Below are 24,066 nucleotides of genomic sequence, written 5' to 3'. Positions count from 1 at the left end.
GACGGGGACGCAGGTTAAGAAAACTGGTTGGCGATGCGGCGTGGACCGGTGCGGCGGGGCGCCCGGTCACGCCATCGGGCAAGACGCGATTTTACCACCGGCCGGGGGGCGGCCCGGCGGCGGCGTGGTTTTGCCTGGCGCCGCCGGCGCGCCGGCGACGAGCCGGCGGCGGCCCGCTTGCGCAGATGCGCCCCTTGCGCTATCGTCGCGCCATTCCCGCCGGCGCGTCCGCGCCGCCCCGCCTTTCGACTGGAAGTTTTGCCCATGCGCCAATCCACCGTTCCCCTGTTGTCCCTCTCGCTGGCCGTGTGCCTGGCCGCCGGCTGCTCCGAGGCGCCGCCGCCGGCGCCGCCGTATCCGGCCATCAGCGCCGGCTGCGCGCAGTGGCAGGACAGCGCCAGCCTGGCCGTGGCCGACAGCATCCACCTCAACGTCAGCACGCCGCGCACGCTGGACGACGGCGGCGTCGAACTGGTGCTGGCCTATTTCCTGCCCGCCAACAGCCGCGCCGACCTGGCGCGCACCGGCTTCGAGCTGACGCTGCCGCACGGCGCCGCCATCGCCAGCGGCCGCATCGGCCAGGTCGAGCGGCTCATCCCGCCGGTCGGCAAGGACGGTCCGATCGTGCTGCCCGGCCTGCCGCCACGGCTGCTGGGCGAGGCCTACGGCGCCGACGTCATCTACCGCTTCCCGCTGCGCTTCGCCGGCCCGCTGCCCGAGCGCTTCGACCTGACGCCGCCGGCCATGACCATCGCCGGCGTGCGCTATCCGATGCGCACGCTGACCCTGCGCCGTTTCGCCCAGCGTGGCGCGGTCGGCCTGTGCTCCTAGCGTGGGGCGGCACTGCGCCGGGCCGGGTGTCGATGCTATACTGTTACTTAATCTTCTACTAAAAGCGTCTATGAAACTACTCGGTTCCCTCGCCAGTCCCTACGTGCGCAAAGTGCGCGTGGTGTTGGCGGAAAAGAAGCTCGACTGCCAGTTTGAACTGGAAAACGTGTGGGCGGCGGACACCACCATCCAGACCGTGAATCCGCTGGGCAAGGTGCCCTGCCTGATCATGGACGACGGCAACAGCATGATCGACTCGCGCGTCATGGTCGAATATCTCGATACGCTGACGCCGGTCTGCAAGCTGCTGCCGCCGAACGGACGCGACCGCGCCGACGTCAAGTGCTGGGAGGCGCTGGCCGACGGCGTGCTCGACGCCGCCATCCTGGTGCGCCTGGAGCGCACCCAGCGCCCGGCCGAGCTGCAGAGCGAGGCCTGGGTCGAGCGGCAGATGCGCAAGGTGGCGCTGGGGCTGGCCTCGATGGCGCAGCGGCTGGGCGAGTCGCCCTTCTGCGCCGGCAACCACTACACCCTGGCCGACGTCGCCGTCGGCTGCGCGCTGGGCTGGTTGAGCTTCCGCTTCCCCGAGATCCAGTGGCGCGACGACCATCCCAACCTGGCCAAGCTGTTCGACAAGCTGGCCGAGCGCCAGTCGTTCAAGGACACCGTGCCACAGTAATTGCGGCAAACGCGCCGCCGGCTGATCCCGGCGGCGTTTTTCTTCGGAAAGCACCATTTATGTCCAAGACCCCGCCCGTCGACGCGGAGGGCCACAGCGGCCAACAACAGCAACGCTTGCAGATGGCCGATATCGCCCGCCTGGCCGGCGTGTCGACCTCGACCGTGTCGCGGGCGCTCAGCGGCAGCAAGCTGGTCAACGACGAAACGCGCAGCCGCATCATGGAGCTGGCGCGTTCGCTCAAGTATTCGATCAATATCGGCGCGCAGAACCTGCGCCTCAAGCAGAACCGCACGGTCGGCGTCGTCGTGCCCTACGATTCGGGCACCCGCCAGCACCTGTCCGACCCCTTCTTCCTCGGCATGCTGGGCAGTCTGGCCGACGCCCTGACCGAGCAGGGCTTCGACATGCTGGTGACGCGGGTCGACGCCGAGCAGCTCGACGCCGCCGCCGCCCCCTTCGACAGCGGCCGGGTCATCGGCGTGGTGCTGATCGGCCAGTGGCGCCACCACGAACAATTGAACCAGCTGGCGGCGCGCCACGTGCCCATCGTCGTCTGGGGCGCCCAGCTGCCGCAGCAACTGTACTGCACCATCGGCGGCGACAACCTGGCCGGCGGCAAGCTGGCCACCGCCCATTTGCTGGCGCGGGGCCGGCGCCGCATCGCCTTCCTCGGCGACATCGCGCTGCCCGAGGTGGCGCAGCGCCACGCCGGCTATGGCGAGGCGCTGGCCGAGGCCGGCATCCGGCCCGATCCCAGCCTGCGCGTGGCGGTCTCCTTCCTGCCCGACGGCGGCGGCCAGGGCGTGCGCGAGCTGCTGGCCCGGCACGCCGATTACGACGCCATCTTCGCCTGCAGCGACCTGTTGGCGATGACCGCCATCAACACCCTGCGCCAGCAGGGCGTGTCGGTGCCGCAGCAGGTGGCGGTGGTGGGCTACGACGATATCGAGCTGGCCAGCTACTTCCATCCACCGCTGAGCACGGTGCAGCAGCCGATCCCGGCGGCCGGCCGGGCGCTGGTGGCGGCCCTGCTGGAGCTGATCGACGGGCGCCCGGCGCCGTCGCGGCAGTTGCCGACCCGGCTGATCGTGCGCGGCAGCAGCGTCGCCTGAGGCGGCGGCGCCCGCCCGCCGGCGCGATCAAGCGCCAATTAGTCGCCGCCGACTGCAACCGATTGCAATAATAGTCGCATCGGCACCACAGTTTTTATGCCGCACCGCAGCAATTAACATTCCTGCCAGCATTTAATTGGCTTTGTCATTGCAACCCCTCCTCTGACGTTTTGTTTTCTTGGCATGAAAGTGGCATGTTGCGCCGCGTTATTGCAATCGATTGCAATGAATCCATTTTCGAGGAATAATGGCGCACCTGCTCAAGAAATCGGCAACCGGCGTCAAGAATCCGGCGATGGCCTTGAGTCCCTGACGGCCGCGCCAAAGCGGCGAACGATCTACCTGGAGGAGACCATGCGTACACCTGACTTCAAACCGAGCGGCATCGCCGCCGCCGTCGCCGCGGCCCTGGCCGTGCTGCACCTGGGCGCCGCCCAGGCCCAGTCCCAGCAGGCGGCGGCCGCCGATGCCGCCAAGACCGACGGCCTCAACCTGGAGCGGGTGGTGGTCACCGGCACCACCGGCGGCTCGTCCAAGATGAAGTCCAGCGTCTCCGTCAGCACGATGGAACTCGACGCCATCAAGCAGGGCGCGCCGACCAGCGCGGCCGAAGTGTTGCGCTCGGTGCCCGGCCTGCGCGCGGAATCGTCGGGCGGCGAGGGCAACGCCAACATCACCGTGCGCGGGGTGCCGATCTCGGCCGGCGGCTCGCGCTATGTGCAGATGCAGGAAGACGGTCTGGCCGTGCTGCAATCGGGCGACTTCAACTTCATCACGCCGGACAGCTATGTCAAGATCGACGGCGGCCTCGATCACCTGGAAGTGGTGCGCGGCGGTTCCGCCTCCACGCTGGCGAGCAACTCGCCGGGCGGCATCGTCAACTTCATCAGCAAGACCGGCCAGGAACAGGGTGGCAGCATCGGCATCAGTCGCGGCCTGGGCTACGACGAAACCCGTTACGACTTCGATTACGGCGCGCCGATCTCCGACCGGACCCGCTTCTTCATCGGCGGCCACTACCGCAGCGGCGAGGGCATCCGCAAGACCGGGTTGTCGACCGAGAGCGGCGGCCAGATCCGCGGCAATCTCACCCATGAGCTGGAGCGGGGCTTTATCCGCCTGTCGTTCAAGCATCTGGACGACAAATCGCCGACCGCGCTGCCCTTGCCGGTGCAGGTGGTCAACCATGAGGTGAGGGAGATCGCCGGCATCGATCCGCGCAAGGCGACCTTCTACTCGCCGTACTGGGTGCGCGACGTGGTGCTCGACAAGAACAACAACCACGTCTCGACCAACGTCAACGACGGCCTGGCCGTGAAGAGCGACAGCTTCGGCCTGGAGGGTTCGTTCGAGCTCGGCGGCGGCTGGACGCTGAGCGACAAGTTCCGCAAGGCCAGCAACAGCGGCCGCTTCGCCGGCGTGTTCGCCGCCAACAACGGCGCGCCCGGCAGCTACACCGTCGCCACCGGGCCGAACCAGGGCCAGGCCTACCACGGCCGCGCCTTCGCCGCCGTGGTGTTCAACACCTCGATCGACGACGCCGGCAACACGCTCAACGACGCCAAGCTGGCCAAGACCTTCCAGCTGGCCGACGGCGCCAGGCTGACCGGCACCGCCGGCCTATACTCGTCGATCCAGCAACTGGGCCTGACCTGGAACTTCAATGAATACCTGATGCAGGCCAGCGGCGACAAACCGGCCCTGCTGCAAACGGCCAGCGCCACGCCCGGCCTGGTCGGCGCGGCCTTCGGCGGTTGCTGCTCGCGCGCCGTCGACATGGAATACAAGCTGACCTCGCCGTACCTGGCGCTGGCCTGGGAGCGGGGCGCGCTCAACGTCGACGCCAGCGTGCGGCAGGACCGCCAGCGCGCCAGCGGCACGGCCAACATCGCCACCGCCGACGGCGGCGGCGCGCTGCGCTACGCCGCGGCCACCCGGCAGCTGGTCGATTACACGCTGAGGCACAATTCGTATTCGGTCGGCGGCAACTACAAGATCGAGCGCAACCTGGCCGTGTTCGCCCGCGTCAGCGACGGCGTCGCCTTCAATGCCGACCGCATCCTGTTCGGCACCCCGCTCGACGGCAGCGCGCCGATCAACATCAACACCGTCAAGCAGATCGAAGGCGGCGTGAAGTGGCGCCGCGGCGGCGTCAGCACCTTCGTCACGCTGTTCCAGGCCAAGACCGACGAGAGCAACTACGAGGCGACCACCCAGCGCCGCACCTCCAACCAGTACGACGCCAAGGGTGTCGAACTGGAGGCGGCCTACAGCGCCGGCGACTTCCGCGTCAACGGCGGCCTGACCTACACCCACGCCAAAATCACCGGCGCCGCGCCGGGCGACGTGGCGTTGATCGGCAACACGCCGCGCCGTCAGGCCCGGCTGGTCTACCAGATCGCGCCGAGCTACAGCTGGAACGACGCCACCTTCGGCGCCAGCGTCGTCGGCACCGGCAAGTCCTGGGCCGACGACGCGCACACCATCAATATGCCGGCCTACCAGGTGGTCAACGCCTTCATCAACTACCAGCTGAGCGCCAAGGCCCGGTTGTCGCTGAGCGCCAACAACCTGTTCGACCAGATCGGCTACACCGAAGTCGAGGGCGACGGCCACGCCGCCCGCTCGATCAGCGGCCGCGCCGTCAAACTGAGCCTGAGCTACGCCTTCTAAACCCGGCGGCAACGCCGGCGCGGCGGCCAATAACGGCCGCCGCGCCTTGCACCACGCATCGCTATCACCTGAAATATGACCAACAACCCGACTCCTGTTGAACGCATGCTGGCCGTGCTGCCCGACCACCTGCGCGCCGAAGCGGCGCGGCGCCTTGCCGGCGCCGAGCCGGTGCTGCGCGAACGCCTGGCCGGCCTGTACGGCGAGCGCGCCGACTTCCTGCCCTGGCTGGGCGATCTGATGGAAAATATCGGCCGCCTGCACGCGGCGCGGCCGGCGGCGTTGCGCCGGCAGGACCTGCGGCGTGCGGCGCAAGCGGACTGGTTTCTCAGCCAGCGCATGCTGGGCTATTGCGCCTATGTGCAGTGCTTCGGCGGCACGCTGGACGGCGTCGGCCGGCGCATCGGGCACCTGCGCGAGCTGGGCGTCAGCTATCTGCACCTGCTGCCCTTCCTGCGCCCGCGCGCCGGCGAGAACGACGGCGGCTTCGCCGTCGCCAACTTCGACGAGGTCGACCCCGCGCTGGGCAGCAACGCCGACCTGGAGGCGCTGACGGCGCGTCTGCGCGGCGCCGGCATCAGCCTGTGTTCCGACTTCATCCTCAACCATGTCGCCGACGACCACGCCTGGGCGCGGGGCGCGCGCGCCGGCGACCCGGCCATGCGGGCGATGTTCCACGTCTTCCCCGACCGCACGCTGCCGGATCGTTACGAGCGCACGCTGGGCCAGGTGTTTCCGCAGGCGGCGCCGGGCAATTTCAGCTACGTCGAGGAACTCGGCGGCTGGGTCTGGACCACTTTCTATCCCTACCAGTGGGACCTGAACTACGCCAATCCGGCGGTGTTCGCCGCGATGGCGGCGACCATGCTGCGGCTGGCCAACCGTGGCATCGACGTGTTCCGTCTCGACTCCACCGCTTTCCTGTGGAAGCGCGAGGGCAGCGACTGCATGAACCAGCCGGAGGCGCACGCGTTGCTGCAGGCGCTGCGCGCCGTGGTGGCCATCGCCGCGCCGGGCGTGCTGCTGAAGGCCGAGGCCATCGTGCCGACGCGCGAGCTGCCCGCCTACTTCGGCAGCGCCGCCGCGCCGGAATGCCACATCGCTTATCACAGCAGCCTGATGGCGGCCGGCTGGGCCGCCCTGGCCGAGCAGGACACCGAGCTGCTGCGGCGGGTGGTCGCCGCCACGCCGGCGCTGCCGCCGGCCGCCAGCTGGCTCAGTTATGTGCGCTGCCACGACGATATCGGCTGGAACGTGCTGCGCGCCGAGGCCGGCGCGGGCGATCACGCACCCGGCGAACCTGGCGCAGATGGCGCAGATGGCGGCCAGGCCGGCGGCGCGGCGGCGCGGCTGGCGCGCGTCGCCCGCTTCTTCAGCGGCGCCGACGGCAGTTACGCGGCCGGCGCCGCCTTCCAGAGCAGCGACCCGCGGGCGGCGCACGGCAGCAACGGCATGGCCGCCTCGCTGGCCGGCCTGGAGACGGCGCCGGACGACGCGGCGCGCGCCGCCGCGCGGCGCCGCCTGCTGCTGCTGCATGGCCTGGCGCTGAGCTTCGGCGCGCTGCCGGTGCTGTTCATGGGCGACGAGCTGGCGCAGCGGAACGACTACGGCTACAGCGCGCGGCCGCAACACGCGATGGACAGCCGCTGGCTGCAACGGCCGCAGTTCGACCAACAACGCTGGGCCGCCCGCCACGACGGCGGCGGCGAAGCGGGCCAGGTCTACGCCGCGCTGCGCCGGCTGGTGCGTTTGCGCCAGAGCCGGCCGGAACTGGCCGCCGGCGCGCCGCTGGCGCTGCTGCCGTCCGTCGACCCGGCGGTGCTGGCGCTGGCGCGCGGCGAGCGCTTCCTGGCGCTGCTGAATTTTTCCGCCGTGCCGCACACGCTGGACCTGCCGGGACGCTGGACCTGCCTGCAGGACGATCGCGCCATGGCCGGCGGCGCCACGCTGGAGCCGTATGGCATGCTATGGCTGGCACGCGACGACGACGCAATATCCACCTAAATGGCTGGCGCGCCGGCCCGCCGGCGCCAGCCTGAATCGAACCGGAGTCCCTGATGGCATCGCACAAACCCAAGCTGTCGTTCTGGCAGATCGTCAATATGAACATCGGCTTCTTCGGCATCCAGTTCAGCTTTGGCCTGCAGCAGAGCAGCATGAGTCCGATCTACAAATACCTCGGCGCCGACGAGGCCAGCCTGCCCTATCTGTGGTTGGCCGGGCCGATGACGGGCCTGCTGGTGCAGCCGCTGATCGGCGCGCTGAGCGACCGCACGGTGACGCGCTGGGGCCGCCGCACGCCCTACTTCCTGATCGGCGCCATCCTGTGCAGCCTGGGCCTGCTGGCCATGCCCTTCAGCCCGACCCTGTGGCTGGCCGCCAGCCTGCTGTGGCTACTCGACGCCGCCAACAACGTGACCATGGAACCCTACCGCGCCTTCGTCAGCGACAAGCTGCCGGCCGAGCAGCACTCGCTCGGCTTCCTGACGCAGAGCGCCTTCACGGGCTTGGGGCAGACCTTGGCCTATCTGACGCCGTCGCTGCTGGTCTGGTTCGGCATGAACAAGGACGCCGTCAACGGCAGCCATATTCCGCACATCGTCATCGTCGCCTTCCTGATCGGCGCGCTGTTCTCGCTCAGCAGCGTGCTGTGGACGCTGAAGACCACGCCCGAACATCCGCTCGACGCCGACGAGCTGGCGCAGATCCGCGCCCGGCCGCGCGGCTGGCGGCACACGCTGGGCGACATCGCCGACGCCATGCGCGAGATGCCGCCGACCATGCGCCAGCTGGCGCTGGTCAAGCTATTCCAGTGGTACGCCATGTTCTGCTACTGGCAGTACATCATGCTGTCGCTGGCGACGACGATCTACGGCGGCAGCGACCAAGCCTCGCCGGGCTTCCGCGAGGCCGGCCTGCTGAGCGGGCAGGTGGGCGCCTTCTACAACTTCGTCGCCTTCGTCGGCGCGCTGGCGCTGGTGCCCGTCACCCGCCGCTTCGGCCCCAAGCCGACGCACAGCGTTTGCCTGAGCCTGGCCGGCGCCGGCATGCTGTGCATCCCGCTGATCCATACGCCGGCCCTGCTGTTCTTGCCGATGCTGGGCATCGGCCTGGCCTGGGCCAGCATCATGGGCAATCCGTATGTGATGCTGGCCGGCTGCATACCGGCCGAGCGCACCGGCGTCTACATGGGGATTTTCAATATGTTCATCGTCATTCCGATGATCATCCAGATCTTCACGCTGCCGCTGTACTACCGTAGCTGGCTGGGCGGGAATCCGGAGAATGTGATTCGGCTGGCGGGGGGATTGATGCTGTGTGGCGCGGTGGCCGTGTTGTTCGTCAAACTGAAGGGCGCGGCGGCGGTGCCGCTGCGCCGGCCGCTGGCCGCGCCGACGGCGGCCGAGGGCTGACGGGGGGCGCCGCGGCGGGCGCGCCGCCCGCCGCCCGCCGCGCGTGGCGGCCCGCCGAGTTCCCGCTTACTCCGACATCTGGCTTTGCAGGTAGTTCTGCAGGCCGACTTTGGCGATCAGGTCGAGCTGGGTTTCCAGCCAGTCGATGTGTTCCTCGGTGTCTTCCAGGATCATCAGCAGCAAATCGCGCGAGACGAAATCGCCGGCTTTTTCGCTGGCGACGATGCCCTCTTTGACGGTGACGTGGGCGCCGCGTTCGAGCTTCAGGTCGCAACCCAGCATCTCTTCGGTCGATTCGCCGATCATCACCTTGTGCAGCGCCTGCAGGTTCGGCAGGCCGTCGAGCATGAGGATGCGGTCGATCAGTTTGTCGGCGTGTTTCATCTCGCCGATCGATTCCTCGTACTCTTTCTTGGCCAGCTTGTCGAAGCCCCAGTGACGATACATGCGCGAGTGCAGGAAGTACTGGTTGATCGCGGTGAGTTCGTTGGTGAGCTGCGCGTTGAGCAGCTTGATGACGTCTTTGTCGCCCTTCATGGGAGGCTTTCTAAAATGGTGAAGAATGCCGTTATTTTGCCACGAAGCGGGGTGCGCGCGAAGCGCAAAAAGTGGAAAAAACGCCATAAAATCAAGGGAATGGGGTGTAATGAAAACCATTATCATCGTTGTGGCCCGGAATGAAACCCATTATCATTCCAGGGTGCCGGCGGAGGCGTTTTGCGCTCCGTCCACCGCGCGCGGCGCGCGGCCGAGCCACCCCGCGCGACGACGAAAAAAGGACCTTCCATGATGCTGCATATCCCCGGCGTGCTGACGCCGGCACAGGTTAAAGAATTCCGCCAGCGGCTGGCGGCGAGCGACTGGGTCGACGGCCGCGCCACCGTCGGCGCGCAGGGCGCCCAGGTCAAACGCAATCGCCAGCTGGCCGAGGGCGCGCCGCTGGCCGTCGAGCTGGGCGAGATCATCACGCGCGCCCTGGCGGCCCATCCGCTGTTCTTCTCGGCCGTGCTGCCGCTGCGCATCCTGCCGCCTTACTTCAACAGCTACGCCGGCGGCGAACACTACGGCGCGCACATCGACGGCGCCATCCGCAACCGCGCCGGCGGCACGCTGACGATACGCTCGGACGTGTCGTCGACCTTGTTCCTCAGCGAGCCCGACGAGTACGACGGCGGCGAGCTGGTGGTGATGGATTCCTACGGCGCGCACGAGGTCAAGCTGCCGGCCGGCGACTTGATCGTCTACCCGTCGAGCAGTGTGCACAAGGTCGAGCCGGTCACGCGCGGCGAGCGGGTCTGCTCGTTCATGTGGACCCAGAGCATGGTGCGCGACGACTGGAAGCGCGGCATGCTGTTCGAGCTGGATCAGAACATCCAGAAGCTGCGCGGCAGCCACGGCGACAGCGACGCCACCGTCGGCCTGGCCGGCCACTATCACAACCTGCTGCGCATGTGGGCCGAGCTGTGACGTAAGGAGGTTTGCCACGCGCCGCCGCGCCCACGAAAAAAAACCCCGCGCCTCGGAGAGGAACGGGGGTTTTTTCATGCTGCCCGGGCCGGCGGCGCGGGCGCCGCCGGCGTGGCGTCGATCAGAAGTGGAAGTTGGCGCTGACACTGACCGAACGCGGCGCGCCCGGGGTGTAGCGGTAGCCGCTCTTGTTGATCGAGGCGACGTACTGCTTGTCGGCCAGGTTGTAGACGTTCAGCTGCAGGTCGACGTTCTTGTTGACCGGGTAGGTGGCCATGGCGTCGTAGACCCAGTAGGCGTCGGTCGAGGCCGGGGTGCCGACGGCGCCGTCGGTGCCGCGCAGCAGCTGGTCGACGAAGCGCGCGCCGCCGCCCACTTTCAGGCCCATCGGCAGGGTGTACGCGGTCCAGGCGGTGAACGCTTGCTTGGGCGTGTAGACCAGGCTGTTGGTGTTGTTGGCGGTGACGATCTTGCCCGATTCAACCGAGGTGTTCATGCGGGTGTAGCCGGCGCTGACCAGCCAGTTGCGCATCAGCTCGCCGGTGACGCCGATCTCGATGCCCTGCACGCGCTTCTTGCCGGTCTGGTAGTACTTCTGGTCCAAGGGGTCCTGCTCGACCTCGTTCTTGACCACGGTCTGGTACAGGGCCGCCGTCAGGGCCAGCTTCTGTTTCAGGAAGTCCCACTTGGTGCCGATCTCCTTGGTGGTGGTGACCTGCGAATCGTAGGTGGCGTTCGAGGCGCTGTTGGCCGAGGCGCTCAGGCTGAAGGTGTTGCCGCCCGGCGGAGCCTTGGAGGTGGCGTACATGGCGTAGACGCTGCTGTCCGGGGTCGGCTTGTACAGCGCGGCGATCTTGCCGTTGACCAGGGTGTCGGCGGCGTTCAGGCGGGTCGGCACCAGGGTGTTGACGGGCAGCTTGGGCTGGTTGGCCAGCGTGCTCAGCACGGTGTCGCTGTAGCCGATGTCGAAGCGGTCCAGACGCAGGCCGCCGTTGATCATCCACTTGTCGCCGATCTTGACGGTGTCGAACAGGTAGGCGCTCTGGGTGTTGACGGTCGCCTCGATGTAGGTGCCGTTGCGCACCAGGTTCAAGCCTTCCAGCGGCACGCCGGCGTCCGGCGCGTACAGCGGGGTCGGGTCCTTGAAGGTGCCGGTGCCGCCGTAGCCGTAGCTGGTCTGCTTCTCGCTGGTCAATTCCAGGCCGCCCACCAGGGTGTGCTTGAAGGCGCCGGTGTCGAATTCGGCGGTGACGTTGGTCTGGTTGGTGAGGATGGTGTTGTCGCGGTCGCGCACGGTGCGCACGGTGCGCGCCAGTTTCCAGGTGTTGGGATTGCCGGCGACGGCGCCGACATCGGTGACGACCTGGGTCTTCGGATCGACGCGCGGCTGGGTCCACAGGTTATCGCTGCTGCCCATGAAGCCGGTGAGCAGGTAGTTTTGCTGGGTCTTGCCGTAGCGGGTGGTGTTCTGCAGTTTCAGCGTCGGTGAGAAATCGTGTTCGAGGCGCAGGGTGACCATGTCGGCCTTGACCTTGTCGAAGTCGCCGCGCGAGCCGTAGAAGTTTTGCGGATCGACCTTCGGCGCGCTGCCGATGTAGGGGCGGCTGGCGTCCGGGCTGGTGTAGCCGGGCAGGCCGACGGTCGGCACGCCGCCGTCGGGCACGTTGTCCTGTTTGACGTGGAGGAAGTCGAGGTAGACGCGGGTCTTGCCGTTCAGGCCGAAGGCCACGGTCGGCGCGATCGCCCAGCGCTTGTTCTTGACTTCGCGGCGGGCCGGGTTGTCGCTGTCCTGGTCGAGCACGTTCAGGCGCACGGCGGTGCCGGTCTCGGCGTTGATGACGTGGTTCCAGTCGACGGCCACGCGCTTCTGCTTGGCGCTGCCGACGGTGACGATGCTGCCGAAGGCGTTTTCCAGCGTCGCTTGCTTGCTGGTCAGGTTGATCGAGCCGGTCGGCGAGCTGCGTCCGCTGTCGGTGCCGGCCGGGCCTTTGAGGACGTCGATCTGTTCGATGTTGAAGACGTCGCGCGAGATCGCGCCGACGTCGCGCACGCCGTCGACATAGATGCTGCCCGAGGTGTCGAAACCGCGCATGTAGACGGCGTCGCCGGTGTTGGTGCTGCCGTTCTCGCCGAGGAAGAAGGTGCCGACGCCGGGCGTGTTGCGCAGCGCCTCGGTCAGCGTGACGGCGCCTTGCTGTTCGATCAGTTCGCGTTTGATGACGGTGATGGTTTGCGGCGTGTTGACCAGCGCTTCGGTGTACTTGGGCGAGTTGGCCTTGTCGGCCTTGAAGTCATTCTCCTTGGCACCGAGCACCTTGACCTCCTGCATGGTCTGGCCGGATTGCGCGGCCGGCGCGGCCGGCGCGGCCGGGGTGTCGGCGGCGTGGGCGGCGACCGGCAGCAGCATCGCCGCCAGGGCGGTGCCGACATGTTGGGTCATGCTCAGGGGGGCGTGCTTACGGCTCTTGATGAATGCCATTTCTCTCTCTCGGTGGGTGGTTTTGCTGGCGGTCGACGGCGCCATCGGGCGCCCCCGCTTGGCTCGCGCCGGCCGGGCAAATATTGATATGAGTTAAATTTGTGTGGGATTGTAGCGAGTTGCGGATTGAAAGTAAATGAGAACTGTTGTTATTCGCATTCTCATTTCGGCGCGGGAAATGCCGCCCGCCCGGGTCGGGCGGCGGCGCGCGCCGGCGCGGCGGTGGCCGCGCGGCAGGCGGTGCGGCCGGCTCAGGACATTTGGAAGTTGATCGGCACCAGCACGTAGACCGAGACGGCCTTGCCGTCCTCCAGGTAGGGCTTGTAGAGGGCGCGCAGGGCGGCCTGGCGGCCGGCCTCGTCCAGGTTGCTCGAACCCGAAGACTTGTGCACCGAGACCTGCTCGGGCAGGCCCTTTTCGCCGATCAGCACGCGCAGCATCACCACCCCGGTCTCGCCGAGGCGGCGCGAGATGCTGGGGTAGACCGGCTGCGGCGGGCGGATGTATTCGACGCCGGTGACGGTCTTCGGCGCGCTGGGCGCGGCGGCCGGCGTGACGGCGGCGGTGCTGCTGGTGGCGACGCGGGCCTCGACGGCGCGCGCCGGCGCGGCCGGCGGCAGGGTGATGGTCGGTTCGGTTTGCGGCGTGCTCAGCAGCGGCAGCGGCGGCACGAAGGTCGGCGCCTGGGCCAGCGCGACGGTCTTAGGCGGGCTGCTCGGCTTGGGCGGCGGCGGCGGCGTCTCGGCGGCGACGAAGCTGACGTTGACCACCTGCGGCAGGGCGCGCACCATCTGGTGCAGCGTGCCGGTTTGCAACAGGTAGAACAGCACGCCGTGCAGGACGACAATGCCGGTCAGCGGGGCCAGTTTGGCGCAACGCTGTTTCAGGCTGGGACCCGGCGTGTGGCCCGGCTCGGCGGCGTGCGCCGACGACATCGTCATGCTGCTCATATGAATACTTTCGGTGTTCTCAGGTGGTCAGCACGGGACGCGCCAACACGGTTTCCTGCAGGCGATCCAGGTGTTCGCCCAGCACTTCCTTGGCGCAGCTGTGGCATTTGCCGCAGCAGGTGGCCACGCCCAAGTCGCGCCGCAGCTCGGCCATGGAACTCAGGCCCAGCTCGATCGCCTGGCGGATCTCGCGGTCGGATATGTTATTGCAGACACATACAATCATCGGTACACCTATAGGTCGGAAGAGGCTACTTCAATCAAAGGGCGGTCTACACATGCGCGGGACGACGGGGGCTGGGTCGGCGGCTGTGCCTAAAACAATGTAAAGCAATGTTGACGACTGTCTAATGCGAATCATTATCATTACCTGACGCATTCTGCCGCATCTTTCAGCAGTTTGCAAGCGCAAATAGAAACTATTCGCATTACCGTTTATAATGCTAGTATTGGTCTTTCCGGCCGGAACGCCTTATTGGCGTGGGCCGACACCGTATTTCCGCTGTGCTGTTGGATTGCCGTCGTATCGTCGTTGTTATACATAACCGGACACTTTGCTCATGACACTCGCCCCCACCCTGATCACACTAGACGCCCTGAAGGTGGGCAGCAGCGGCACCGTGGTGCATGTCGCGCCGGGCGACGCGGGTGACGGCGCCGACCTGGCGCGCCGGCTGATGGAGCTGGGCTTCGTGCCGGGCGAGAAGATCCGCATGCTCAAGCGCGGCATGCCGGGCGGCGAGCCGCTGGCCATCAAGGTCGGCAACTCGACCTTCGCCCTGCGCCGCTTCGAGGCGGCGTTGATCTCCTTGCAGCCGGAGTGAGCATGGGTGCCGTGGAACACAAGGCGCCCGGGGTGGCGCAATTACCTATGGTCGCCCTGCTGGGCAACCCCAACTGCGGCAAGACCGCCTTGTTCAACCGCCTGACCGGTTCACGGCAGAAGGTCGCCAACTACGCCGGCGTGACCATCGAGCGCAAGGAAGGTTTGTTCACTTCGCCCGAGGGCCGGCCGTTCCGCGTGCTCGACCTGCCGGGCGCCTACAGCCTGTCGGCCCACACGCCGGACGAGGCGATCACGCGCGACGTGGTGGCCGGCCTGCGCGAGGGCGAGCAGTCGCCCGACCTGGTGGTCTGCGTGGTCGACGCCACCAACCTGCGCCTGAACCTGCGCCTGGTGCTGGAGATCCAGCGGCTCGGCCTGCCGATGGTGCTGGCGCTGAACATGGTCGACGTGGCCAAGAAGCGCGGCATCGAGATCGACGCCGACAAGCTGGCCGTCGAGCTGGGCATGACGGTGGTCGAGACGGTGGCGGTGCAAAACGGCGGCGAGAAGTCGCTGCTGCGCGCGCTCGACGCCATGTGGCCGCTGCAGCGGACCAAGGCGCAGCCGCTGGCGGCGATCGACGCCGTCACGGTCGAGCAGACCCAGCGCGAGGTGCGGCGCATCCTGGCCGCCGTCAGCAACGACTTCCACGACACCGGCAACCTGAGCGAGAAGATCGACGACGTCGTGCTGCATCCGGTGCTCGGCCCGGTCATCCTGGCGCTGCTGATGTTCCTGGTGTTCCAGGCCGTGTTCAGCTGGGCCAACACGCCGATGGACCTGATCAAGGACGGCGTCGGCTGGATCGGCCAGCTGCTGACCACGCATATGCAGGAGGGCTTGCTGCGCAGCCTGCTGGTCGAGGGCATCCTCGGCGGCGCCGGCAGCGTGCTGGTGTTCCTGCCGCAGATTTTGATCCTGTTCTTCTTCATCCTGATCCTGGAGGACTGCGGCTATCTGCCGCGCGCCGCCTTCCTGCTCGACCGCCTGATGGGCGGGGTCGGCCTGTCGGGCCGCGCCTTCATCCCGCTGCTGTCGAGTTTTGCCTGCGCCATCCCCGGCATCATGGCCGCGCGCACCATCCAGAATCCGCGCGACCGCCTGGTGACGATCATGATCGCGCCCTTGATGACCTGCTCGGCGCGTCTGCCGGTGTACGCGCTGATCATCGCCGCCTTTATCCCCGAGCGCGAGGTGGCCGGCTTCATGAGCCTGCAGGGCCTGGTGCTGTTCGCCTTGTACTTCGCCGGCATCGCCTCGGCGATGGCGGTGGCCTGGGTGATGAAGCGGGCCATGGGCTCGAAGCATCTGCATCCCTTGATGCTCGAACTGCCCAGCTACCACTGGCCGCATTTGCACAACCTGGCCATGGGCCTGTGGGAGCGCGCCAAGATCTTCGTCTCGCGGGTCGGCACGATCATCCTGACGCTGATGATCTTGCTGTGGTTCCTCAGCAGCTTCCCCGGCGCGCCCGAGGGCGCCACCCATCCGCCGATCTACTACAGCCTGGCCGGCCTGCTTGGCCGCGGCCTGGAGTTCATCTTCGCGCCGATCGGTTTCAACTGGCAGATCTGCATCGCCCTGGTGCCCGGCTTGGCCGCGCGCGAAGTGGCGGTCGGCGCGCTGGGCACCGTGTACGCGCTGTCGCAGACCGGCGACGAGCTGGCGCAGTCGCTGGCGCCGATCATCGCCAACTCGTGGACGTTGCCGACCGCCTTGTCGCTGCTGGCCTGGTATGTGTTCGCGCCGCAGTGCATGTCGACGCTCAGCGTGGTCAAGCGCGAGACCGACAGCTGGCGCTATCCGCTGCTGATGGCCGGCTACATGTTCGCGCTGGCCTACACGGCGTCCTTCCTGACCTACCGCATCGCCATCGCCCTGAGCGGAGCCTGATATGTGGCAGCAACTGATCGTTTTTCTCATCGTCGGCGGCGCCGCGCTGCACTTCTGCACCAAGTACCTGCCGCTGGCCTGGCGCCAGCAGATCGTCTACTTCCTGGCGCGGCGCGGCTTCGACCAGGCCAAGATGGCCAAGTTGTTCAAGACCGGCCCGAGCTGCGGCTCCGGCTGCGGCAGTTGCGGTTCCTGCGACACGCCGGCCAAGCCGGGCGCGGCGGACTCGTCGTCGTCTTCCTCCTCCTCCTCGAACGCGAGCAAGCGCGTCATCATGCTGCGCGTGCAGCGCTAAGCCGGCTGGCCCGCCACCTGTGGCGGCGCCAGCGCGTAGTCCATAGGGCAAATTGATCGAGTTCCCCGCCATGGGGCGGCTGGGACGCGCCTTCAGTTTTGCGGCGGGCAAACTTGCCAGCCGCAGGGACGGTTGCTGCTTGCCAGATTAGACGGTGCCGATTTTCCGCTTCTGGCGTCGCGCCGCCGCGCCCAGCGCGCCCAGGCCCAGCGCGAGCATGGCCCACGACGACGGCTCCGGCACGGCGCTGACGTTGAAGCTGCCGGTGAAGTAGGAGTCCGCCGTGCCCTTGACGCCGGCCAGGCCGATTTCGACGTAATCCTTGCCGACCTTCAGCGTGTAGCCGCTCAGGTTGCTGTCCACCGTCAGCGACGACAGGTGGCCGCCGGCGGGCGAAAAGTCCAGGCCGCTCAGGCGGAACACGATGCCGCTACCCCATTGGCTGGGGTGGAGGAAGTCGATGAGGAATTTGTCGCCTTCGACGTTCAGGCTGTAGGCCACGCTGTAGTGTTGCAGATCGGCCGTGCCGGCCTGCACCACGAAGGGCGCGTCCAGCCCGAAGCCGTTGATGCGGCCGACGCCGTGACCGGTGTCGACGGTGCGGTACATGCCGGCGTCGACGGTGTCGCCGAGCAGGGTGGGGGCGGCTTGGGCGCCGGCGGCGAACAGCAGGGAGGAGAGTAGTGCAACGAACTTCATCGATGGCCTTTTTTGCGTGGTGGGCGGTTTTTATGTCAGGAAATAAAGATAAATTGACAATAGAAAAAATAACCCGAAACGCATCCCTTGGGTGAAAAAAGTAATAAAAAGGTCGACTTTGTGCGGGAAAACGACGTCGGAGCGGACGCTGGGGAGCGGCCGCTTCAGCGGCCAGTCAAGCGAATGCCGTGATGCCCACGCGGCGCGAATCGGCCTGGGCCGTCGGTCAGTGCAGGCAGAACATTGGCGGCAGGCGCGACAGCTGGCTGGGGGCAAGCGGTTCGCCCGGCGCCAGATCAATCTGGCGGCCCAGCGTTGAGCATAGTCAGCACTGCAGCGTGCCAAGTTCGCCGTCTGCACGGCAGGTATATACTTTCTGAAGGACGTCTTGATTCTTTCTGGGGGCGATATGAACTTCTCATCGGCACTCACAGCCGACATGACCTTGCCGGTTCCGCTGGAAGTGGCGCGGCGCATGGGATGGCAGGCTGGACAGTTGTTTGTTTTCATCGTGCACGGGATTAATCTGCAGATCGAACCCGCCACGCCGGAGTTGCTCGCTGCGGTGCAGGGGGATGAGGCCGAGCTCGACGAAATATTTGGCGGTCTGAACGAGGAAGACGAAGCGCAGGCGGATTTGACTATAGAAGACCTGCGCGGTGCCATGCGCGGCGCCGATCCGTCCAGCTATCGTGATCGCGACGATCGTTACTGATGTGGGCGATCGATACCTCTGCCTGGATCGAGTGGTTGCTTGACAGCCCGCTCGGCGGAAAAATGGCGCCGCAGTTTGCCTCATGGCCCAATTGTGTGGTGCCGACCATTGTCCAGCTGGAATTGGCCAAGTGGGGCATGCATAACCAAGATGTGGCACGGATTAGAAATGTGCTGCGCTATACCGGCCGTTGCAAAGTCGTGCCGCTCACCTCAAAGATCGCGTTTTGGGCCGCCCGATTGCATCGCCAGTATGGATTGGCGACCGCCGACGCGATCATCTATGCCACCGCCAGGCTGCACAAGGCGTCGCTGTTGACCTGTGACGCGCATTTCGCACACTTGCCGGCGGTGATTCTCTATCGCAAATATTAGCCGACGCTGTTCCTTTCCATTCCTGCCGCCGCATCGCCGCGCCGAGCCCCCGGCTTACATTGGCGTGGTCGGTGACGTTGGCCTCCCTACGGTTTGCGAAAAATCGACTGCATGCGCGGAACGGCCAATGAGGGCTTGCCACTATTATCTTGATAGCATAATATTGTCTTATTATAAATCTTATAAGAAATATCATTACCACCTATTTCAGATCGGCAGTATGGGGCAAACCGCGCGCCCGGCACGGGCGTTTATCCATATTGTGAAAGGCTAAATGATGAAACATTCCCAAAACGTAGCGAAGCAGTGTTTGACATGCGGCACCTTGGTGGCCGCTATTTTCTTGGCTGGATGCGGTGGCGGCGGCAGCTACGGCGGCTCGGGTAACACCGGCGGCACCGGCGGCACGGGTGGCGGGGCGACCTCGTCCGACGTCACCGTCGGTCCGGCCACGCCGTCCGCCATCGGCGCCAACAAGCCGCTCGGCGCGACCATGGACAATGTCGTTTTGCGCGGCAGCCTGAGCGGCAACGTCGCCGGCCTGAACAACGTCCCGGTGTATGTGGTGATCGAGGACCCGGCCTCGCTGTTCCAATCCCAGGCCGTGCTGACGGTGCAGGCGGACGGCGCGAACTACGGCTATGCCCTGAACCTGGTGGGGAAACCGCTGACCACGAGCGGCCACTTCAACGGCAATCTGCGCATCTTCGCCTGCCTGGACACCCAGTGCCAGCGGCCGCTGGGCGGCACGCCGCTGAGCGTGCCCTACGACGTGACAGTGAGCCCCTGAGGCCGGCGCGCCGGCCGCCTCAGTTCAGCGGGTGGAAGGACTCGGCCTGGGCCATCGGCCAGTACAGGCCGAACACCGGCGGCAGGCGCGACAACTGGCTAGGGTCGAGCAGCTCGCCCGGCTCCAGATAGGGCAGCAGCGCCGAGGCCAGCTTGACCTGGTTGGGCGAGATGCGCCGCACGATGTGGTGCGGCTTGAGCTGGCTCGGATGGCTCAGGCCGGCGGCGGCGATCAGCTGGGCCAGCGCCTTCATGGTGTTCTGGTGGAAGTGGGCGACGCGCTGGGTCTTGTCCGGCACCACCAAGGCGCGCTGGCGCAGCTTGTCCTGGGTCGCCACGCCGGTCGGGCAATGGTCGGTGTGGCAGTGCTGCGATTGGATGCAGCCGAGCGCGAACATGAAGCCGCGCGCCGAGTTGCACCAGTCGGCGCCCAACGCGATGGTGCGGGCGATGTCGAAGGCGGTGATGATCTTGCCCGAGGCGCCGATCTTGACGCGCTCGCGCAGGTTGGCGCCGACCAGGGTGTTGTGCACCAGCAGCAGGGCCTCCTGCAACGGCGTGCCGACGTGGTCGGTGAACTCGACCGGCGCCGCGCCGGTGCCGCCCTCGCCACCGTCGACGACGATGAAGTCGGGCGTGATGCCGCTCGCCAGCATCGCCTTGACGATGCCGAAAAATTCCCACGGGTGGCCGATGCACAGCTTGAAGCCGGTCGGCTTGCCGCCCGACAGGGTGCGCAGCCGGTCGATGAAGGCCAGCATCTCCAGCGGCGTGGCGAAGGCCGAGTGGCTGGCCGGCGAGACGCAGTCGCGCCCGGCCGTCACGCCGCGCGTGGTGGCGATCTCGATGGTCACCTTGGCGCCGGGCAGGATGCCGCCCTGGCCCGGCTTGGCGCCCTGCGACAGCTTCAGCTCGATCATCTTGACCTGCGGCGCGGTGGCGTTGGCGACGAAGTTGGCCTCGGAGAAGCTGCCGTCCGGATTGCGGCAGCCGAAGTAGCCGGAGCCGATCTCCCACACCAGGTCGCCGCCGTTTTCGCGGTGGTAGGGGCTGATGCTGCCCTCGCCGGTGTCGTGCATGAAGCCGCCGAGCTTGGCGCCGCCGTTCAGCGCCAGGATGGCGTTGGCCGACAGGGCGCCGAAGCTCATCGCCGAGATGTTGAACACGCTGGCCGAATAGGGCTGGGCACGCGGACAGTCGGGGTGGTTGCCGATCTCGATGCGGAAGTTGTGGTCGGCCACCACGGCCGGCTGGATCGAGTGGTTGATCCACTCGTAGCCGGCCTGGTAGACGTCGAGCTGGGTGCCGAAGGGGCGCTTGTCGGTCTCGACCTTGGCGCGCTGGTAGACGATGCTGCGCTGGTTGCGCGAGAACGGCGCGGCCACCGTGTCGTCTTCGAGGAAGTACTGGCGGATCTCGGGGCGGATCGATTCGAAGAAGAAGCGGAAGTGGGCCAGGATCGGGTAGTTGCGGCGCAGCGCGCGCTTGCTCTGCAGCAGGTCGACGATGCCGACCACGCTCAGCGCGCCGGCCAGCAGCGGCAGCCACAGGCCGTCGAGCAGGAACAGCGACAGCGGCACGGCCAGCAGGCAGAGCACAAAGGCCAGGTAACGGGGGGAAAACACGGTCATGTACGCTCCGCAAAAAATCGAACAGGCAAAAAACTTACCCAAGAGAACGGGTTCGAGTGTACTGCGGTTTCCGCCGGCATGCCATGGCCGGCGCGATGCGGGCATGCTTGGCTAAATCGCCTTCCCTTGTCCAGGGCGCTTGAGCGGCGCGGCGCTTGTCGTCAGAGTGGCAGCGTTGATCCCTTGCGATGGAGTTGGCGCATGTCCGATAAATTGCCCATTAACGCGCTCGAACTGTTGCGCCAGCGTACAGTCGAAAGTGAGCGTATCGAGTACAAGGCTGGTTGGAATCCCGATACGACCATGCGGACCCTGTGCGCCTTCGCCAATGATTTTGAAAATCTGGGCGGCGGTTACGTGGTGATCGGGCAGCACAGTGACGGCGACGGCAAGCCGATATTTCCTCCGGTCGGCGTAGCTGAGAATCAACTCGACAAGATCCAGCGTGAGCTGCTGGCCTGCTGTCAATTGATTCAGCCACCCTATTTTCCCGTCCTGAGTGTGGAGCTGGTTGATGGACATTATGTGATCCTGTTGTGGGCGCCAGGCGGGCAAAACCGGCCCTATAAGGTTCCCGCTTCGGTCACTGCCAGGCATAAAAGCTGGCATTACTACATCCGTCGTTATAGCAGCACGGTCGAGGCGAAAGGGGAGATCGAGCAAGAGCTGTTGAGCCTGACTGCCAAGATTCCCTTCGACGATCGTTTTGCGCAAGTGGCCCAGGTGGGCGATCTATCGTGTACCTTGATGCGGGAGTTCCTGCTCGAAGTGGGCAGTGCGTTGGCGGAAGATGTTTCCGCTTCACTGGAATCTCTTGGACGGCAGATGAATGTGGTTGGCGGTCCGTTCGAACTGGCTTGGCCCAAGAACGTGGGATTATTGTTTTTTAATGATGCGCCGCAGCGTTTCTTTCCTGGAACGCAGATTGATGTCCTGTGGTTTCCCGACGGTCCGGGCGGGGATCGCTTCGTTGAGAAGATTTTCCATGGTCCATTGGGCCGCATGACGCGGGAAGCGTTGGACTACATCCAGCGAAATTTTTTGCAAGAAACTGTGATTAAACATCCGCAACGGGCCGAGGCGCAACGTCTATGGAACTTTCCTTTTACTGCAATAGAGGAGGCCGTAGTGAATGCGGTTTATCATCGCTCCTACGAGGAGCGCGAGCCGATCGAGGTGCGCATTAGCCGTGACGAACTGGTCGTGCTCAGTTTCCCGGGACCTGATCGGTCCATCCGTCTGGAAGATTTGCAGGCCGGGCGCGCGGTGAGTCGGCGCTACAGAAATCGGCGCATCGGCGAGTTCCTGAAAGAGCTGGACTTGACCGAGGGGCGGGCTACCGGCATTCCAAAGATCTTGAAAGTGATGGCTGCGAATGGCTCCCCCGCTCCCTTGTTTGAAACCGATGATGATCGCACCTCATTCGTGATTCGTCTGCCGCGCCATCACCTGGCGCAAGCTCGCGTAATGGAGACCATGGATGTGACCATGGATGTGGGTCGGGCAACCATGGATGTGACCATGGATGTGGGGCGGGACACCATGGATGTGACCATGGATGTGCCGGTGCGGGTGGCCGCGTTGTTACAGGTTGTTAAAGGGGAAATGTCCAGGGCGATGCTGCAGCAGGCAATGGGACTGGGAAATGCGGACCATCTGCGTAAGGCGTACCTGGTTCCGGCCATGGCGGCGGGCTTCCTGGATATGACGGTCCCCGCCACGCCACGCAGTAGACAGCAGCGCTATCGGCTGACTGAAAAAGGGAAAATCTGGATGCTTGCTCATCTTCAACGGTGAGAGTGAGCCCGGCCGTAACGTTCGATTGTCACTGTGACAGGCAGGGCTGCAGTAAAATGGCCGATTGAACAAGCCCGGAACACCTACATGGGTAGATTACTCGCCATCGACGGCCTCAACATTGTGCGCCGCGTCTACGAAGCCAGTCCCGAACCGGACTCGGCCGAGAAGGCCGACACCGCCCTGCGCCACGCCCTGTCGTCCTTCCGCACCCTGATCACCGAGCACGCGCCCAGCCACGTGCTGCCGGCCTTCGACTTCGGCGGCGCCACCTGGCGCCACGACCTGTACGCGCGCTACCGCGAGGGCCGCGCGCCGATGCCCGAGGTGCTGCGCGAGCGCCTGCCGGCCTTCTACGACAAGCTGGCCGGCTTCGGCCTGCGCGCCGTGTCGGTGCCCGAGGTCGAGGCCGACGACGTGATCGGCACCGTGGTGCTGCGCTGGCTGGCCGAAGGCCGTGGCGAGGCCACCGTGGCCAGCACCGACAAGGACCTGCACGGCCTGATCGCCCACGGCGCCATGGTCTGGGACCACTTCAAGAGCGAATGGCACGACGCCCCCTGGGTCGAGCGCAAATGGGGCGTGCCGCCCGAGCAGCTGCCCGACCTGCTGGCGCTGATGGGCGACGTCACCGACAGCATCCCCGGCGTGTCCAAGGTCGGCGTCAAGACGGCGGCGCGACTGTTGCGCACTTACGGCAGTCTGGACGCGATCATGGCCGGCGCCGGCATTCTCAAGGATACCCTCGGAGAAACACTACGAAAAGAGCGGGAAATGCTGTATCTTTCAAGACAACTAGTGGAATTGAAGACGGACGTGCGGGTCGGCGTGACGTGGAATATGCTGGCTTGGGAGAAGTAACAGCGCTGGGGGCGGCCCCGGACGCGCGTCGAACAACAACAGCTCAAATGTGATTAGAGGTTCTTTACGATGTTAAAAGCGGTCATTATCGATTCCAGCGCCGTGGCGCGCGGCCTGCTCAACACGGTCTTGCTCGACGGCGGTTACGACGTCGTCGGCCAGGGCCACACCTGCGCCAGCGGCATGGCGCTGATGGTCAAATACCATCCGCAGATGATCTGCATCGCGCGCGAGCAGATGGAGAGCGATCCGCAGGTGCTGCGCGAAATCCGCAACACCTGGCCGAAGAGCCTGATCTTCATGGTGTCGAGCGAGTTCGACGCCGCCACCGTGCAGGCGGCCCACTCGATGGGCGTCAACGGCTTCATCGTCAAGCCGTTCAAGGCCGACACGGTGCTCAACACCATCCGCAACACCGTCATCGCCATGGTCAAGCGGCAGCGCGCCGCGCTGGCCGCGCAGAACGGCGGCGTGGCCGCCGCCGAGGGCGAAGCCGGCGAAAGCTGAGCTCGGCTTAGCACCACCCAAGGGCGGAGAGCCGGGGTCGGACCCGGCGGGTCCGACCCCGGATTGTGCCGT

Annotated in this window: 22 protein-coding genes; 16 read left to right on the top strand and 6 right to left on the bottom strand. The window is 66.1% G+C overall.

Features of this window, described 5'->3' with window-relative positions:
* Positions 1–264 precede the first annotated feature (264 nt).
* The 6 genes from H7U20_RS15565 to H7U20_RS15540 all read left to right on the top strand — a co-directional run bounded on the left by H7U20_RS15565 (position 265) and on the right by H7U20_RS15540 (position 8,711).
* A complete protein-coding gene (locus H7U20_RS15565; protein WP_199760061.1) occupies positions 265–831 on the top strand; it encodes a hypothetical protein in 567 nt (188 codons plus the stop codon).
* Positions 832–901: 70 nt separating this feature from the next.
* Positions 902–1,510, top strand: coding sequence for a glutathione S-transferase family protein (locus H7U20_RS15560; protein WP_199760060.1), 609 nt, complete (start codon positions 902–904; stop codon positions 1,508–1,510).
* 59 nt (positions 1,511–1,569) lie between these two features.
* Positions 1,570–2,625, top strand: a complete 1,056-nt coding sequence (locus H7U20_RS15555; RefSeq protein WP_199760059.1) for a LacI family DNA-binding transcriptional regulator — start codon at positions 1,570–1,572, stop codon at positions 2,623–2,625.
* A gap of 354 nt (positions 2,626–2,979) precedes the next feature.
* Entirely contained in the window at positions 2,980–5,298 is a 2,319-nt protein-coding gene (locus H7U20_RS15550) for a TonB-dependent receptor domain-containing protein (protein ID WP_199760058.1), read from the top strand.
* Positions 5,299–5,373: 75 nt separating this feature from the next.
* Positions 5,374–7,302: an alpha-amylase family glycosyl hydrolase gene (locus tag H7U20_RS15545; RefSeq protein ID WP_233410786.1), complete on the top strand. Its 1,929-nt coding sequence runs from the start codon at positions 5,374–5,376 to the stop codon at positions 7,300–7,302.
* Positions 7,303–7,355: 53 nt separating this feature from the next.
* A complete protein-coding gene (locus H7U20_RS15540; RefSeq protein WP_199760057.1) occupies positions 7,356–8,711 on the top strand; it encodes an MFS transporter in 1,356 nt (451 codons plus the stop codon).
* Positions 8,712–8,777: 66 nt separating this feature from the next.
* Here the strand turns inward: H7U20_RS15540 and bfr are convergent, their stop codons facing one another.
* Entirely contained in the window at positions 8,778–9,248 is a 471-nt protein-coding gene (gene bfr, locus H7U20_RS15535; RefSeq protein WP_199760056.1) for a bacterioferritin, read from the bottom strand.
* Between the two features lie 249 nt (positions 9,249–9,497).
* Between bfr and H7U20_RS15530 the strand changes: the two genes are divergently transcribed.
* The gene (locus tag H7U20_RS15530) at positions 9,498–10,178 is read left to right on the top strand and encodes a Fe2+-dependent dioxygenase (RefSeq protein WP_199760055.1); all 681 of its coding nucleotides are present in this window, start codon (positions 9,498–9,500) and stop codon (positions 10,176–10,178) included.
* 121 nt (positions 10,179–10,299) lie between these two features.
* Here the strand turns inward: H7U20_RS15530 and H7U20_RS15525 are convergent, their stop codons facing one another.
* The 3 genes from H7U20_RS15525 to H7U20_RS15515 all read right to left on the bottom strand — a co-directional run bounded on the left by H7U20_RS15525 (position 10,300) and on the right by H7U20_RS15515 (position 13,833).
* A complete protein-coding gene (locus H7U20_RS15525) occupies positions 10,300–12,657 on the bottom strand; it encodes a catecholate siderophore receptor Fiu (protein WP_199760054.1) in 2,358 nt (785 codons plus the stop codon).
* A 251-nt stretch (positions 12,658–12,908) separates the two neighbouring features.
* The gene (locus H7U20_RS15520; protein WP_199760053.1) at positions 12,909–13,607 is read right to left on the bottom strand and encodes an energy transducer TonB; all 699 of its coding nucleotides are present in this window, start codon (positions 13,605–13,607) and stop codon (positions 12,909–12,911) included.
* A gap of 19 nt (positions 13,608–13,626) precedes the next feature.
* Positions 13,627–13,833 carry a (2Fe-2S)-binding protein gene (locus tag H7U20_RS15515; protein WP_199760052.1) on the bottom strand — a complete coding sequence of 69 codons (207 nt, stop codon included), beginning with the start codon at positions 13,831–13,833 and terminating at the stop codon, positions 13,627–13,629.
* Positions 13,834–14,167: 334 nt separating this feature from the next.
* On the opposite strand from H7U20_RS15515, the gene H7U20_RS15510 reads away from it, so the two are divergent.
* The 3 genes from H7U20_RS15510 to H7U20_RS15500 are packed head-to-tail and all read left to right on the top strand — an operon-like array spanning position 14,168 to position 16,621.
* Positions 14,168–14,431 (top strand): FeoA family protein, encoded by a 264-nt coding sequence (locus H7U20_RS15510; RefSeq protein ID WP_199760051.1) that lies wholly within the window; start codon positions 14,168–14,170, stop codon positions 14,429–14,431.
* A gap of 2 nt (positions 14,432–14,433) precedes the next feature.
* Complete coding sequence (gene feoB / locus H7U20_RS15505; RefSeq protein WP_199760050.1) at positions 14,434–16,326, top strand: ferrous iron transporter B; 1,893 nt, start codon at positions 14,434–14,436, stop codon at positions 16,324–16,326.
* A gap of 1 nt (position 16,327) precedes the next feature.
* Positions 16,328–16,621, top strand: coding sequence for a DUF6587 family protein (locus H7U20_RS15500; protein ID WP_199760049.1), 294 nt, complete (start codon positions 16,328–16,330; stop codon positions 16,619–16,621).
* Between the two features lie 147 nt (positions 16,622–16,768).
* On the opposite strand, the gene H7U20_RS15495 is transcribed toward H7U20_RS15500, so the two are convergent.
* Positions 16,769–17,320 carry a PEPxxWA-CTERM sorting domain-containing protein gene (locus tag H7U20_RS15495; RefSeq protein ID WP_233410785.1) on the bottom strand — a complete coding sequence of 184 codons (552 nt, stop codon included), beginning with the start codon at positions 17,318–17,320 and terminating at the stop codon, positions 16,769–16,771.
* A 409-nt stretch (positions 17,321–17,729) separates the two neighbouring features.
* Here H7U20_RS15495 and H7U20_RS15490 point away from each other — a divergent pair, with 409 nt between their 5' ends.
* From H7U20_RS15490 to H7U20_RS15480, 3 genes are all read left to right on the top strand, one after another.
* Positions 17,730–18,035 carry a hypothetical protein gene (locus tag H7U20_RS15490; RefSeq protein WP_199760048.1) on the top strand — a complete coding sequence of 102 codons (306 nt, stop codon included), beginning with the start codon at positions 17,730–17,732 and terminating at the stop codon, positions 18,033–18,035.
* Positions 18,035–18,409, top strand: coding sequence for a type II toxin-antitoxin system VapC family toxin (locus H7U20_RS15485; protein WP_199760047.1), 375 nt, complete (start codon positions 18,035–18,037; stop codon positions 18,407–18,409). The genes H7U20_RS15490 and H7U20_RS15485 overlap by 1 nt, the downstream gene beginning before the upstream one ends.
* 328 nt (positions 18,410–18,737) lie before the next feature.
* Positions 18,738–19,199 carry a hypothetical protein gene (locus H7U20_RS15480; RefSeq protein WP_199760046.1) on the top strand — a complete coding sequence of 154 codons (462 nt, stop codon included), beginning with the start codon at positions 18,738–18,740 and terminating at the stop codon, positions 19,197–19,199.
* A 19-nt stretch (positions 19,200–19,218) separates the two neighbouring features.
* On the opposite strand, the gene H7U20_RS15475 is transcribed toward H7U20_RS15480, so the two are convergent.
* Positions 19,219–20,829: an FMN-binding glutamate synthase family protein gene (locus H7U20_RS15475; protein ID WP_199760045.1), complete on the bottom strand. Its 1,611-nt coding sequence runs from the start codon at positions 20,827–20,829 to the stop codon at positions 19,219–19,221.
* Between the two features lie 201 nt (positions 20,830–21,030).
* Between H7U20_RS15475 and H7U20_RS15470 the strand changes: the two genes are divergently transcribed.
* The 3 genes from H7U20_RS15470 to H7U20_RS15460 all read left to right on the top strand — a co-directional run bounded on the left by H7U20_RS15470 (position 21,031) and on the right by H7U20_RS15460 (position 23,994).
* Positions 21,031–22,626, top strand: a complete 1,596-nt coding sequence (locus tag H7U20_RS15470; RefSeq protein WP_199760044.1) for a Fic family protein — start codon at positions 21,031–21,033, stop codon at positions 22,624–22,626.
* Between the two features lie 87 nt (positions 22,627–22,713).
* Positions 22,714–23,487, top strand: a complete 774-nt coding sequence (locus tag H7U20_RS15465) for a 5'-3' exonuclease (RefSeq protein ID WP_199760043.1) — start codon at positions 22,714–22,716, stop codon at positions 23,485–23,487.
* A 69-nt stretch (positions 23,488–23,556) separates the two neighbouring features.
* Complete coding sequence (locus H7U20_RS15460; RefSeq protein WP_199760042.1) at positions 23,557–23,994, top strand: response regulator; 438 nt, start codon at positions 23,557–23,559, stop codon at positions 23,992–23,994.
* Positions 23,995–24,066: the final 72 nt, after the last annotated feature.

This window comes from Rugamonas violacea (genome assembly GCF_016461825.1).
In the GTDB taxonomy this organism is placed as follows: Bacteria; Pseudomonadota; Gammaproteobacteria; order Burkholderiales; family Burkholderiaceae_D; genus Rugamonas.
This window is presented reverse-complemented; position numbering and strand designations above follow the sequence as displayed.

Excerpts from the sequence above, each read along its gene's own strand:
- H7U20_RS15565 (WP_199760061.1), top strand. The coding sequence starts at position 265 with ATGCGCCAATCCACCGTTCCCCTGTTGTCCCTCTCGCTGGCCGTGTGC.
- H7U20_RS15560 (WP_199760060.1), top strand. The coding sequence starts at position 902 with ATGAAACTACTCGGTTCCCTCGCCAGTCCCTACGTGCGCAAAGTGCGC.
- H7U20_RS15555 (WP_199760059.1), top strand. The coding sequence starts at position 1,570 with ATGTCCAAGACCCCGCCCGTCGACGCGGAGGGCCACAGCGGCCAACAA.
- H7U20_RS15550 (WP_199760058.1), top strand. The coding sequence starts at position 2,980 with ATGCGTACACCTGACTTCAAACCGAGCGGCATCGCCGCCGCCGTCGCC.
- H7U20_RS15545 (WP_233410786.1), top strand. The coding sequence starts at position 5,374 with ATGACCAACAACCCGACTCCTGTTGAACGCATGCTGGCCGTGCTGCCC.
- H7U20_RS15540 (WP_199760057.1), top strand. The coding sequence starts at position 7,356 with ATGGCATCGCACAAACCCAAGCTGTCGTTCTGGCAGATCGTCAATATG.
- bfr (WP_199760056.1), bottom strand. The coding sequence starts at position 9,248 with ATGAAGGGCGACAAAGACGTCATCAAGCTGCTCAACGCGCAGCTCACC.
- H7U20_RS15530 (WP_199760055.1), top strand. The coding sequence starts at position 9,498 with ATGATGCTGCATATCCCCGGCGTGCTGACGCCGGCACAGGTTAAAGAA.
- H7U20_RS15525 (WP_199760054.1), bottom strand. The coding sequence starts at position 12,657 with ATGGCATTCATCAAGAGCCGTAAGCACGCCCCCCTGAGCATGACCCAA.
- H7U20_RS15520 (WP_199760053.1), bottom strand. The coding sequence starts at position 13,607 with ATGAGCAGCATGACGATGTCGTCGGCGCACGCCGCCGAGCCGGGCCAC.
- H7U20_RS15515 (WP_199760052.1), bottom strand. The coding sequence starts at position 13,833 with ATGATTGTATGTGTCTGCAATAACATATCCGACCGCGAGATCCGCCAG.
- H7U20_RS15510 (WP_199760051.1), top strand. The coding sequence starts at position 14,168 with ATGACACTCGCCCCCACCCTGATCACACTAGACGCCCTGAAGGTGGGC.
- feoB (WP_199760050.1), top strand. The coding sequence starts at position 14,434 with ATGGGTGCCGTGGAACACAAGGCGCCCGGGGTGGCGCAATTACCTATG.
- H7U20_RS15500 (WP_199760049.1), top strand. The coding sequence starts at position 16,328 with ATGTGGCAGCAACTGATCGTTTTTCTCATCGTCGGCGGCGCCGCGCTG.
- H7U20_RS15495 (WP_233410785.1), bottom strand. The coding sequence starts at position 17,320 with ATGAAGTTCGTTGCACTACTCTCCTCCCTGCTGTTCGCCGCCGGCGCC.
- H7U20_RS15490 (WP_199760048.1), top strand. The coding sequence starts at position 17,730 with ATGAACTTCTCATCGGCACTCACAGCCGACATGACCTTGCCGGTTCCG.
- H7U20_RS15485 (WP_199760047.1), top strand. The coding sequence starts at position 18,035 with ATGTGGGCGATCGATACCTCTGCCTGGATCGAGTGGTTGCTTGACAGC.
- H7U20_RS15475 (WP_199760045.1), bottom strand. The coding sequence starts at position 20,829 with ATGACCGTGTTTTCCCCCCGTTACCTGGCCTTTGTGCTCTGCCTGCTG.
- H7U20_RS15470 (WP_199760044.1), top strand. The coding sequence starts at position 21,031 with ATGTCCGATAAATTGCCCATTAACGCGCTCGAACTGTTGCGCCAGCGT.
- H7U20_RS15465 (WP_199760043.1), top strand. The coding sequence starts at position 22,714 with ATGGGTAGATTACTCGCCATCGACGGCCTCAACATTGTGCGCCGCGTC.
- H7U20_RS15460 (WP_199760042.1), top strand. The coding sequence starts at position 23,557 with ATGTTAAAAGCGGTCATTATCGATTCCAGCGCCGTGGCGCGCGGCCTG.